The 13,283-nt window shown below is 38.0% G+C and carries 10 protein-coding genes; all 10 read right to left on the bottom strand.

The genetic code is table 11. From position 1 onward, the window contains the following. Positions 1-150: 150 nt before the first annotated feature. The 10 genes from OM074_RS06745 to OM074_RS06700 all read right to left on the bottom strand — a co-directional run bounded on the left by OM074_RS06745 (position 151) and on the right by OM074_RS06700 (position 13,279). Positions 151-603 (bottom strand): ATP synthase subunit C-like protein, encoded by a 453-nt coding sequence (locus tag OM074_RS06745; RefSeq protein ID WP_301198687.1) that lies wholly within the window; start codon positions 601-603, stop codon positions 151-153. 21 nt (positions 604-624) lie between these two features. Beyond that, positions 625-2,436 (bottom strand): V-type ATP synthase subunit I, encoded by a 1,812-nt coding sequence (locus OM074_RS06740; RefSeq protein WP_301198685.1) that lies wholly within the window; start codon positions 2,434-2,436, stop codon positions 625-627. After that, positions 2,433-3,035 (bottom strand): V-type ATP synthase subunit D, encoded by a 603-nt coding sequence (locus OM074_RS06735; RefSeq protein ID WP_301198684.1) that lies wholly within the window; start codon positions 3,033-3,035, stop codon positions 2,433-2,435. Before OM074_RS06735 ends, OM074_RS06740 begins: the two co-directional genes overlap by 4 nt. A 77-nt stretch (positions 3,036-3,112) precedes the next feature. Then, entirely contained in the window at positions 3,113-4,432 is a 1,320-nt protein-coding gene (locus OM074_RS06730; RefSeq protein WP_301198682.1) for a V-type ATP synthase subunit B, read from the bottom strand. 12 nt (positions 4,433-4,444) lie between these two features. Further along, positions 4,445-6,211, bottom strand: a complete 1,767-nt coding sequence (locus tag OM074_RS06725; RefSeq protein WP_301198680.1) for a V-type ATP synthase subunit A — start codon at positions 6,209-6,211, stop codon at positions 4,445-4,447. Next, positions 6,195-7,058 (bottom strand): DUF2764 family protein, encoded by an 864-nt coding sequence (locus tag OM074_RS06720; RefSeq protein ID WP_301198678.1) that lies wholly within the window; start codon positions 7,056-7,058, stop codon positions 6,195-6,197. The genes OM074_RS06725 and OM074_RS06720 overlap by 17 nt, the downstream gene beginning before the upstream one ends. Before the next feature lie 5 nt (positions 7,059-7,063). Further along, complete coding sequence (locus OM074_RS06715; protein ID WP_301198676.1) at positions 7,064-7,672, bottom strand: V-type ATP synthase subunit E; 609 nt, start codon at positions 7,670-7,672, stop codon at positions 7,064-7,066. A gap of 428 nt (positions 7,673-8,100) precedes the next feature. Further along, positions 8,101-9,438 carry a TolC family protein gene (locus tag OM074_RS06710; RefSeq protein ID WP_301198674.1) on the bottom strand — a complete coding sequence of 446 codons (1,338 nt, stop codon included), beginning with the start codon at positions 9,436-9,438 and terminating at the stop codon, positions 8,101-8,103. A gap of 11 nt (positions 9,439-9,449) precedes the next feature. After that, positions 9,450-10,223: a Clp protease/crotonase-like domain-containing protein gene (locus OM074_RS06705; protein WP_301198673.1), complete on the bottom strand. Its 774-nt coding sequence runs from the start codon at positions 10,221-10,223 to the stop codon at positions 9,450-9,452. An 11-nt stretch (positions 10,224-10,234) separates the two neighbouring features. Further along, complete coding sequence (locus tag OM074_RS06700; RefSeq protein WP_301198672.1) at positions 10,235-13,279, bottom strand: efflux RND transporter permease subunit; 3,045 nt, start codon at positions 13,277-13,279, stop codon at positions 10,235-10,237. Between the last annotated feature and the right edge of the window lie 4 nt (positions 13,280-13,283).

The following is a 13,283-nucleotide window of genomic DNA, read 5'->3' as shown; positions in this document are numbered from 1 at the left end:
CTTAATAAAATCAACTCAAGTTAGGTAAAGATCTTATTTTAAGCATCTTGCAAATAAGTCTCTTATCTCTTATCTAAAATCTAACGATCTGTTATAAAAAAAAGAGGCTTTAAAAAAGCCCCTTTATTTCTATATTCTATATTCTGATATTTAGATTGAAATGCTGATCATAAATGCAGCAGCAAAACCAAGAATTGCATACAACTCAGGGAATACAGCTAAAATAAGTGTGTTACCAAATACATCATGACCTGCACCAATTCCGGCGATACCGTTGGCACATACTTGTCCCTGGCGTAATGCAGAGAACAAACCTACTAAACCAAGAGCTAAGCCAGCTCCAAATACAGCAGCGGCCTGTACCCAGGTTATATCCTGTGTTAAAATACCTGCACTGTTAAAAATAAAGAAAGCACCAAAACCATAAAGTCCCTGAGTACCGGGAAGGGCACTTAGAACAAGGTAGTTACCAAAAGCATCTGCATTCTTTTTCATTGCACCGATAGCAGCGTTGCCACCGATTGATACTCCATAAGCACTTCCGATTCCTGTAAGTGCAATCATAATTCCGATTCCAATGTAAGCTAAAACAATAGCGCTCATAATAATATTCTTTTAAAAAGGTTATTTACTAATTTCTTTAAATGGCTTATATTCTTTACCACCTCCGGCAAACCCGGCATTTTTATAAAATTCTACAAAAGTTAGCCTCATCGGGTGTACAATGGATCCCAATGCAGCCATAAAAATATTTAATCCGTGTCCAAACACCAGTATAACAAGTGTAATAATCCACCCTACAACAGGGATGTCAGGACTTAAATCAAAGGCCAGGGAGTTAAATACCAGACCTAATATGGCACTTGACAACCCCAGGGCAAACAAGCGGATGTACGACAACAGGTCGCCGGCAAAACCAGTTACCATATTGTAAGTATCCCATAAACCAGCACCAATATTTAGCAGCACATTTCCTTTAGGGTTGTTGAAAATAAAAATTCCCAAACAGGAAATGCCTATCAATATCAGGTGAGGTACTGACCACAACCATTTATCGTGCCCGCCAACAAAGTCAAGAATGACCATAATAGCAGTAGAAATAAAGAACAAGAACCATCCTGCTGAAGCAAGCGAATATTTCCATCCTTCTTGTTTTATTTCATTCACTATTTTTAGCGCCATACCAAACAATATTTGTACAAAGCCCATTCCCAGTGCCAGGTTAAACATTTGCTGGTCTGTAAGAAAGGTTTCCTTTAGTTTTACAAACAGAGGAATGTTAATATCCATCAGTTTTACACCAAAGAAAGTTCCTGTTATTGCCCCAAAAATTACTGCTGCCAATCCCAGCCACTGTACCAGGGATAAAACCGGCTTAAAATCTTTGTTTACTTTTAATTTTGCAAATCCTGCTGCCAAAACAAACAATAGTCCGTATCCGGCATCACCAAAGCAAAAACCAAAGAACAAGAAAAAGAACGGAGCAAAAAACGGTGTCATATCCAACTCTGTATAAGTAGGAAGTGAAAACAGTTTTCCAATGGGCTCAAATAGTTTTGAAAACCTACCGTTCTTCAATAACACAGGTGCCTTTTCTTCTTTCGAACATTCCGATCGTAAATAGTATACCGACTGTTCTTTGATGTAGGTTTCAAAAGCATCATCCATTGTTTTTGGCACCCAACCTTCAATCAACTTTATTCTTCCTTCGGCATGATCATCCGCACTGTTCTTAAAGCTGGTATCATTTAATTTATCCTGGATAACATGAGCATAGTTGTCAAGGATGTCCTTGCCTTTTTGGGCAATTACATCCAATTCCTGCCCAACAATATCAACTTTTGCTTTGATAGCGTTCAGCTGTTGTTCCACCTCCGATAATGTGCTTTCAGGAATCTTTACCTCATCAGCGTCGATGTCCAAAGTTGATCCTTCTGAATCAAATAGCACAAAATAGGATATGCCTTTGGTTTCAGAAACCGGCGCTATGCTATAATCTTCTTCCCACTTACTATCATATTTTTTTGCCTGACAGTAGAAGAATCGTGTTTCAATCCCTTCTTCCTTTAAAAGGTGAATCTTGTCCCAGATAAAATTTCCCCATGGACTTAGGGATTCAAGTTCCTTCTGTAAATTTTGCTTTTCGTGCAAAAGTGCATCCAGCGAAGTGTTTTTTTCTTTAATCAGCTGAATTAAAGCTTCACCAGATGTAGGAACCTGGATATCTACTTGTTTTTGCGGTTCTTTTCGTCCTTCAAGATTCTTTTGATACCTTTTGATTTCGCTTAAGAGCTGAACATTATCCAATATCTCAGCCTCCGGTTCAATATCCTGTTCTATCACATGTAACACCCCCCGTTTTTTCAAGGCATCCCTAAAGTGCTCAAAATCGGCATGGTGGACTAAAAAGGAATATTTAAACATTGGTACTATCATGATTCCACCTCCATTTCTTGTTGACGGTTTTTTACAATTTTCTGGGCTGATTTGGACAAATTTTCCTCATCTTCCAGAAAACGTTTAATTTTCCTGATAGCTTCTTTATATCCAGGTATTTGTACCTTTTCGTATAAGTTAACCTTTTGAGTGGTTTTTTTACGGGCTACATCAAGCAGCTCCATTTTCCTGACAAAAACTTCTTTTTCTATACCAATCCTGGCAAGTGCTTCAATAATGTTTATGCCATCTAAAAACCATACAGGTTTACTAAAAAGTGCAAACGGCTCTTTTTTAAATACAACATCTTTTAAAACCGGGGTTTGTACTCCGGCAATCTTTTTACGATCTAACACAACATCTTCTATCGAAAGAATTGTTGGGTCAAACTCGCCCCAAAGTCGAGATATTTTATCTAAATCAGCCATTTTGGTTTCAAGTTCGCGACCGAGCTCTTCTGCCCGTTTTTTTGCTCTTTTAACCTCAATGCGCAGTGCAGCTTCCTTGTTTTGAAGCGTTGGTAAAGCGCGCTCACGAATTTTGAGCTGCTTATCCATTTGCTGCTGAGAGGTTTTATTGTACTGAAACTTTACGGCCATATACTTAAGTTGAAAGTAACAAAAGTTTTAAAGTTGAAAGTAAGCTTGCCTGCTACTTTTAACTTTACACTTTGTACTTATTTTCTCCAATATTTTTCAACAAACTCCTGACGAACTACAACTTCTTCGCGACTAAAGTTTTCTTTGAATAAATCCCATGTGGTATCTAGCATCTTTTCTGTGTCGATATTAATGTCAACAGCCAAAATCTGCTCAGAGTATTCTTTAGCAAATTTTAGGGTACGTTCGTCGTAATCAGTCAGATCGAACCCATTCTCCTGTTTCGTTTTTGCATTAGCTGCATCGGCATACAAACGAATTGCTGCATTCATCACCTGAGGGTGATCCTCGCGGGTTTGTTTTCCGATTACCAATTGTTTTAAACGCGACAGGCTTCGGAATGGATCAACAATAACCTTACCTACATCCGAATCCATACGCAAGAATAACTGTCCCTCAGTAATATATCCTGTATTATCCGGAATAGCGTGGGTGATATCACCACCGTTTAAGGTTGTAACGGCAATAATTGTAATAGAACCTCCATGTGGGAACTGTACCGCTTTTTCGTAAATACGGGCTAAGTCAGAATACAATGATCCGGGCATACTATCCTTTGATGGGATTTGATCCATACGGTTGGACACAATAGACAATGCATCGGCATAAAGTGTCATATCCGTAAGCAGAACCAATACTTTTTGTTGTTTCTCTTCTGCAAAATATTCTGCAGCAGTTAGTGCCATATCCGGTATCAACAGTCGTTCTACAGGAGGGTCATCCGTTGTATTTACAAAACTGACAATCCGGTCCAAAGCACCTGCATTATCAAATACATTTTTAAAATACAGGTAATCGTCGTTAGACAATCCCATGCCACCAAGAATGATTTTATCAGCCTCTGCCCTAAGCGCCACGTTGGCCATAACCTGGTTGTAAGGCTGGTCGGGGTCGGCAAAGAATGGGATCTTTTGTCCGGTAACCAATGAATTGTTCAGATCAATCCCGGCTATACCGGTAGCAATCAACTGTGATGGCTGTTTTCTACGAACCGGATTTACCGAAGGGCCACCTGTATCAATGGTACGTCCTTCAACTTCTGGTCCGCCATCAATAGGGTCGCCAAAGGCGTTAAAAAAGCGTCCGGCCAGTTGCTCTCCCACTTTTAATTGTGGAGGGCGGCCAAGGAACACGACATCAGCGTTTGTAGGAATGCCTTCGGTACCACCAAATACCTGAAGAATTACCTCGTCGCGCATAATTTTTACCACTTGGGCCATACGCCCGTTTACAAGAGCCATTTCATCGTAACCAACATCAGATGCTTTTAACGTTACAGTTGCTTTTGTAAGGTTTGTGATTTTAGTATATACTTTTTGAAATGCTTGCGTTTCCATGCATCTATAATTTTAATTTAAGCGTTCTTTCATGATATCTTCAAGCTCACTTTCGTAAGTTTTAAACTTATCAGATTCCCACTCTGAATAATTCATCTGTTTTAAATGGTTGATGATTCTTTTAAAAAATCCATTTACATCCTCAAATGTTTCAAAGCTGAATTTTTTATCTGTAATATCAAGCACTTTTTCAAGCATATATTTTTGCCTGTTCATCGGACAGTTGGCATCAATCTTATCAAATGAATCTTGCTGAAGGATTACCGCATCGATCAATTCTGAATTCCAGAAACGCTCATGAAATTCTAAAGGCACACCATCATCACCAAGGATATTGATTTGCTCCTGAGCTTCTCTACCCCGTAACAATAATGTTTTTGTTTTCATTACGCTATCCAACCAGCTTTCACCCACGTTCTGGCTTAAATATTCCATTACTTCAGGGTATTCAAGATACTTTGAATAACTATCTATTGGATCGATTGCCGGATAGCGCTTACCATCGGCTCTTGTTTGATTCAAACCATAGAAACAGCGAGCTGCTTTACGTGTAGATTCTGTTACCGGCTCTTTTAAGTTACCCCCGGCAGGTGAAACAGTTCCAATAAAAGTAATAGAACCTGATTCGCCATTGTTAAGGTATACAAAGCCCGCACGTGCATAAAAACTTGTAATAATCGCTGTTAGGTCCATTGGGAAAGCATCCGGTCCGGGAAGCTCTTCCAGCCTGTTACTCATTTCACGCAAGGCCTGGGCCCAACGAGAGGTAGAATCAGCCATTAGTAGCACTTTTAATCCCATTGAGCGATAGTATTCTCCCAATGTCATTGCTGTATATACAGATGCCTCACGCGCTGCAACAGGCATATTTGATGTGTTTGCTATAATGGTTGTTCGTTCAATCAGTTTACGTCCGGTTCGTGGATCTTCCAATTCGGGGAATTCTGTAAAGATTTCAACCACCTCATTGGCTCGTTCACCACATGCTGCAATAATTACGATATCAGCTTCCGCGTATTTAGAAATTGCGTGCTGTAACACGGTTTTCCCAGTTCCAAAAGGTCCCGGTATAAAACCTGTTCCACCTTCTGCTATGGGATTTAATGTATCCAGTGTACGTACACCTGTTTCCAGTAATTTAAATGGGCGCGGTTTTTCTTTATAGGCTTTTACCGCCATTTTAACAGGCCATTTTTGAACCATAGTAAGTTCAATGTCGTTGCCGTCAGCATCGGTTACCACAGCCACTACATCATCAACTGTATATTGGCCGGGCTCAACCACGCTTTTTACCACATAGCTGCCTTCAAATTTAAAAGGAACCATGATGCGGTGCGGCATCCCATTTTCAGGAACTTCTCCCAACCAGCTTCCGGCAATTACTTCATCTCCCGGTTTAGCCAATGGTTTCCAGTCCCACTTTATAGTCCTGTTTAAAGGATCGGTGTAATCGCCCCTTTTAAGGAAAACACCTTCCATTTTATCTAAATCATTTTGAAGCCCGTCGTAGTTTCTGGATAAGATACCAGGCCCCAGGGTCACTTCCAGAAGGTGTCCTTCAAACTGTACCTTAGTCCCAATTTTTAATCCACGGGTACTTTCAAATACCTGTACATATACATTTTTACCCAAAATTTTAATTACCTCAGCCATCAGGTTGCTTTCCGGATGGTGAATAAAGCAAATTTCGTTTTGGGCCACAGGTCCATCAACCTCAACAATAACGAGGTTGGCGATAATACCGGCTACAACTCCGGTAGTTTTACTTTTTCTTTCCATGGCTTAACTTATATTCTTCAGGAAATTCATAACTATTTTCCAATTCACTGACCAATTGCTGAAACAACTTTCTTCCTTCTTCCTCATCCAAAGAAATCCATCGTTCAACTATTAACAATTTGTAAATAAAGGCTAAAACCTTTTCGATGGTAAAGTAATGGAAGAATGTGGTTTCATCAAGGTACTCCCATTTCAAGCGGTCTATTTTCAGTTCGCGCTCCATCAGGTTCTCTTCTTCATGTATTTGGATTAGAGAGTCAACGTATTCCAGTTCGTTTGCCAATCCAAAATCTCTCGATCGACTTTTTACCAAAGCCTCTACAATTTCCCCTTTTCCTAATAATTCGTGTTCAACCGAAACTTCATATTTCCGGCCATTCAATGCAGTAAGTACATTTTTTATATTGATTTCAAAATCGATATAATTATTTAAGAACTCGTTTGAAAAAGATTGCAGGTAGTTGACGTATTTTCTAAACAAGAGCAGTTCAGCTTCAACTATGGGCACTTTTTCTTCTGCAAAGAGTACGTGAGTAACAAAATCAATTAAGTAACCTGGGTACTTTTCCTTATCAATACCTTCGATATTTTTCTTATCAGTAAGCTCTTCAAGTTCGAGGGAAGTATATACACCCCTTGGATCGAACTCCTTATGTTGCTGGTACAGCAAGCTTATCAGGTTGTAATGATCAAATGGAAAGTAGAGTGCTTGTGCCTTTTCAAAATCTTTTTTTTCCAGGTCGTTGCTTAGCTCTTCGCGCAAGATCAAGGAATTATACAAGACTTTTTTATCACCCAATAGAATATCAGGCAACCCGGCAACCAAACAATAGTAGTTTTTTGTCATGTTGATTACTCTTCAAATAACAATTGATTGGTTTTTGAACGGAGGAAAGATTTAAAAAAGTTTTGGAAATTGTTCTCTTCAAAACTGATAACATAGCTTCCGTCTTTAGGGCCTACTTTAAATCCGGATTTAACTCCTTTGTCAAATTCAAATTCAATTCCCTTGTTGATTTCGGCAGCAAGGCTGTTCTTTATGAACTTTTCCAATTCTGTTTTTTCAGCTTCGGGAAGAATCAGGTTAATGTCAAAGTTGCCTGTTTTTGACCAGCCTTCCACTACTTTCAATATTAGTTTTTGAACAAAATCCTTGTCGGTAAAAACCTCCTTTACACCAGGTTCGGATACCTTCACGGTTATGCTGCTACTAATTTCTTGTTGTAAGGAAGAAATTGCCTGAAGTGAAGCCAGTTTAATCTCAGCATCGACATTTCTTTTTGCCTCCGCAGCTTTCCCGTTTGCATCTTCAACAATTTTAGAAGCTTTTTTGCTTGCTTCCTCAACAATTTTTTCTGCCTCTTGCCGGGCATTTTCGATAATTGCTTCTGCTTCGGAATTCGCTTTTTGAATTCCTTCTGCATATAGCTTATCGGTTAATTCTTGAAGTTTTGATTGCATGATTCTATATATAATTTAACTTTAATAGTTTCATTTTAAGATACCACTTCGGGTTAGGCATTTTAAGACTTCAACGTTCTTAAATATCTTAAGTTAGTTGAAAATAAAAAATGATATCATTCAATAATTAGGAAAATTAACCTCAAGGCTAATCCAACAATGTTAGTTAAGGAAATATTGTTAAAGTTAGCCCAATGAGGATCGCTTTCCTTAAAAATATGTATGAAATATCATTTTATGCCGATCAATCAGAAATATTTACTTGTGAAATAAGGTGTGTGCAATAGCAAGTAAAATTCTTTTTGTTAAAAGTAAATAAATCGCCTGACAAATGATTATACAAAACAAATATAATTCTAATAAATAGGTGTGTCTAATAGAAATTATTTGCCTTATCAATGTCATGTTTTACAACACACTATATTGTTTTATATCTCTAGTTGTCCGATAGTTTTTAAATAATTTGACTTATTTATTTTATAATTTACCTTGGCTGAAATAAAATCAGAGTTGGCCTTTTGCCACTGTACCTGGGCATCTAAAACATTAGTAGTAGTAACAATGCCTTGAGTCAATCTGTTCATTTCAAGTTTCAAATTTTCTTCAGCTTGATTCAATGATGCTTTTGTAAAGGATATTTTTACCAATGATTCATTTAAGTTGAAAGCACTCTGCTGAATCTGTAAAATGATACCTTCTTTGGCTTTATCGTAGTTTAATCTGGCTTTTTGGTTCACTAATTTCTTTTTTTCCAGTGCAAGGTTTTTTTCACCCCAATGAAAAACAGGCATGGAGAAAGATAAGCCGGCAACCCATGTAAATTCAGTTTTGTCTTCTGCCTTATGAGTTGGGTTTTGAAATCCGTAATTTGCAAACGAAACAAGCTGTGGCATATAGTCGGATCTGGCTATGTTTATATCGGCTGTTGATATTCCAACCTGACCTTCCATGATTTTCAATTCTTTTCTGTTGCTGGCAATAGTTTCAATTTCGTCAACAGAAACAGGCTTTTGATCGGGGATGATAACAGAATCGGCAATGGCTATTTCATCTAAGATGCCATTCCCCATGCTTTGATTGAGGGCCATCTTAGCCAACTGGATATTATCTTTCATCTGAATCATAGCCAGTTTGGTATTGTTTAATTCAACCTGTGTTTTTAAAACTTCATTTTTGGTTAGGATGCCGGCGTGATACATGTTGCTTGTTTCTTGAACTACATCCTCCAGGAGTTTTACAGATTTTTGGATTACCAATAAATTCTCTTTTAAAGAAACCAGGTTCCAATATTTTTGATCTATTTCCAGGATCAGGTTTTCACGAGTGTTATCCACATTCTTTTCCGAGATATCCACACCAATTGACGACATTTTTATGTAGTTTCTTAATTTGCCGCCTAAATATAGTGGCAGGCTAAAATCAATGCCCCCGTCGTACATGTTGTTGAATGTTAATTCTTTGTACAAGCCTGTGAACTTAACTCCGCTGGGAGCCCCATCAACCGTTGGTAATTCCCAACTGGGAACATCCATTACTTGTGGATCATTCATATAGGTGTATGTTGCTGAAAGATCAAACTGGGGTAACATGGCCCTTTTGCTCATTTTTAATGTAGCTATGTTAATTGCCAGATCAGCTTGTGCTGATTTTAGATCTTGATTGTGATTGATTGCTTTGGACCTGCATTGTTCAAGCGTAAGAAACTCTTGCGCCTGAACAACAGATAAAAGTGTAGCAAACACTGTAATAAATATATATTTGTACATTATTTCTGTTTTTAATGAAAACGATAAATTTTCTGGGATCCCGGATTCAGTTTCTCCCTGATGCATGCAATTAAAAATGCATTCTCTCTTTGAAGCAGCTTTTCAAATTCCTCCAGGTTATCAATTGACTTTGCCATTTTTGCAGCTTCAATTTCTGCATAATTGATGTTTTTAAACCTTTCTGCCAATGCGTATACCCTGTCATCAAGTTCTTCCTGACTGAATACCTTGTCGACAAGGTTGTTGCTCAACAAGTGTTGGTGGAATACCTTATCAGATAAGAATAAGTGCTTTACCGGATTTATATTGGCAATTTTAAACTGATCATACATGATGCTTCCCTTAGGTATATTGACCATCATATCATTGTTGTTATCCAAATAAAATTCGTTGGTACTTATCCTTACATCGGCTATTAAATTGAAATTAAATAACATTGAATTCAAAGGTGCCGACAGAACCGAAAGGATAACTTTTTTTAAGGAGTACAGCTTGTTTACCAGCTGGTCGAAAATGCGAAAGGCACGAAGTACATCATCCTTAAAATCCTTGTTGCTAAAAAACTCTTTCCAGCGGTCATTATATTTCTCTAAAGAAAAATATGGATGATCATTAGTAATGATAACCACTTTTATTTCACTTTTTTCTGAAAGCTCATCGAGCAATGAAAGAAGTTCGTCACGATATTCATAGGTTTTGTTTTCCAAAAACAAACAATAGTTTAGTTGGATTTGAACAATACCATTCTTACTCCCTATGTTATAATATGGATTACTTGAACTCATAATAGATACAATTATTTTGAAGGTTTAATTTTATAAAACAGAACATAGAATAAGGGTAGAACCAATAAAGTAAGGAAAGTAGCAAAGAACAATCCGAAGATGATGGTTACTGCCATAGAACCGTACATTGCATCTGTAATTAGCGGAAACATTCCAAATATGGTAGTTAATGCTGCCAGCAATACAGGCCGCATTCTGCTTACAGCTGCATTTACTACAGCCTCATAAGGACTGATATTTTCCATGTTAAGGTTCAGGTTTATTTCATCCATCATAACAATGGCATTTTTAAGCACCATACCTATTAATCCCAGAAAACCTGTAATTGCCATAAAACCAAATGCTTTACCGGTAACAAACAGTCCGATTGATACACCTATGATTGAAAGCGGTATAATAGCCATTACAATCAATGATTGGCGAATACTATTAAATAACATTACTACAATCAGAATAATTAGTAGCATGGCTACAGGCATATAAGTTCCTGTGGCTTCGTTTGCTTCTAAAGATGGTTTGTATTCTCCATCCCACATTAAGGAGTATCCTTCAGGTAGAGGGATTGCTTCAATTTTTGCCTCAACTAATGCCTGTAGTGAAGCACCACTCATATTGGGATCAAGGGGATCACACTGCACCGTTATGGCTCTTTGGCGGTTATATCTCTGAACCACGCTGTTTTCAAAAGAAACCTCAATCTCATTATCAACAAGCTCCTTTAAAGGTACAGAGGCCTTACTGTTCATGCCCCAAACCTGTGTGTTTGAGATTCTTTCAAGATTGTTTTGAGTTTCCTGATCTGTTTTAAGGAAGATGGGACGCATTACATCATTATCGCGATATAAACCAACTCCCAACCCAGCCGAGGTTGAACTTAAAATGGCATTACCTAAGTCTGCACGTGTTATACCAGCCTTACTTGCCTTAACCTGCGAATATTTTGGTTGCCAAACCATTACTTTGTTACGCCAGTCGTTAGTAATATCTCCACAAGCAGGTTCCTCCCTAAATACATCTTCAGCCTGTTCAGCCAAATTACGCAATACTGCAGGATCCGGACCTATAAAGCGCGCTTCAACTTTATATTCAATCGGGGGTCCTCCAATATATCCCTTAATCCTGAAACGGCCATTCGGATAACGAACTTCAAGCTTATTTCTAATGATAGAGTTAACCGAGTCAACACCCTCTAAAGTATTTGTTTCGATCATTAGCTGACCATAGCTCGAATTATAACTTTGTGTTTGTGCACTCAATATATATCTTGGCGGAGTTTGACCAATACTGGCAGTAACATTTTTAACCGCGCTAACACTATCTGACAAATACCCTTCTATGGTCGATAAGTCACGTGATACCTGGTGAATATTACTTCCCTCGGGTAACCAATAATCTACTAAGGTATAATTCTTTTCAAGTGGCATAAAGAAAGCCTTCTTTGTATGACCAAATGCGATAATGGAAGCAACTAATAAACCTAATACTGCGGCTAGCGAAATCTTACGATATTTCAGAATTATTTCAAGTACCCTTTGAAATAATTTGTACCATTTACCCTCAAATGGATTTTTCACATCTTTTGTTGGCTTTAAAAATCTTTCGCATACCAAGGGAGTCTGTGTCATTGCAAAAATCCAACTTAAACCCAGTGATATGGCCAATACCTTGAATAAATCTTCGTTGATTTCTCCGGCACTGTTAGGAGCTAAAAACACCGGTAAAAAAGCTAAAATTGCAATAAAAGTAGCACCCAGTAAAGGCCAGGCTGTGGATTTACCCACATTTGATATGGCCTTTTTCAAACTCAAACCTCGCTGCAGTGCTACAATGATACCATCAGTAACCACAATAGCATTATCAACCAGCATACCCATTGCAATAATAATAGCCGACAAAGAAGTTCGGTGCAATGAAATATCAAAAGCTTTCATGGCGATCAATGTGCCTAAAATAGAAAACAACAAGCCACTACTAATAAGAATCCCTGAGCGCAAACCCATAGATACCAATAAAATCACAATTACAATGGCAATCGATTCAATCAGATTAACCACAAAAACATTGTTAGCATTTCTTACCTCTCTGGCCTGATCGTAAATTGTATGTAATTCCAAACCTACAGGCAACTGATCTGTAATTTTTGCCAGTTTAGCATTGATATTATCAGCCATGGTAAGCACATTACCACCATTAATGGTTGAAATACCAATACCCACAGCAGGCTTGTTGTTAAAACGTTGCATACTCATGACCGGTTCCAGATAGGATTTTTTAACCCGCACCAGATCCTTTAAATAAAACTGCTCCTGACCAACCTGAACTATAGTATTTTTAATATCATCAACGCTATTAAAAGCTGTATTACCGGAAACCCTGATGTTCAACTGATTTAACTGGATCGTTCCTGCGCCGGCAATACCTGATTGAGCATTTAATGCACCTATAATCACGCCCGGATTAACACCAAGTTCGGATAGCTTTTCGTAGTTAATAATTAAATCCACACATTCGGTTCTGTTTCCAAATAAGGTGATTTTACCAACCTGCCCTACTGTAAGTAATTCACGCTGAATAAATCGTGCGAAATCATTAATCTGATCCTGGGAGTAGCCATCTCCGGTTAAGGCGTAATACATACCATATACATCACCAAAATCATCCACCACCATCGGATCCTGTGCTCCTGGAGGTAATTCTCCTCTTATATCATTAATTTTTTTTCGTAAAATATCCCATTCCTGAGGCATTTGTTTGGCCCGCATACTTTCTTTAAGATCAATTTGAATGATCGAAAGTCCGGCATAAGAGTTAGAATAAATCTCATCAATATTATCCATTTGTTGGGCAGCCCGTTCTAACTTCTCTGTTAATTCCTGCTCTACTTCGTACTGGGAAGCTCCCGGGTATCTTGTGACCACAAGAGCTGTTTTAATGGTAAATTCGGCATCTTCAAGTTTCCCTACTTTAAAATATGAAACAATGCCACCTATTAAAACCAAGGTTAAGATAAAGTATACAAAAACCCTGTTTTTTAATGTATATTCTGCTAAATTCATGTTT

Source organism: Plebeiibacterium marinum (assembly GCF_026013615.1).
GTDB classification, from domain to species: Bacteria; Bacteroidota; Bacteroidia; order Bacteroidales; family Marinilabiliaceae; genus Saccharicrinis; species Saccharicrinis marinus_A.
The sequence above is the reverse complement of the archived record's forward strand: the minus strand, read 5'-3'. Positions and strand labels throughout refer to the sequence as shown.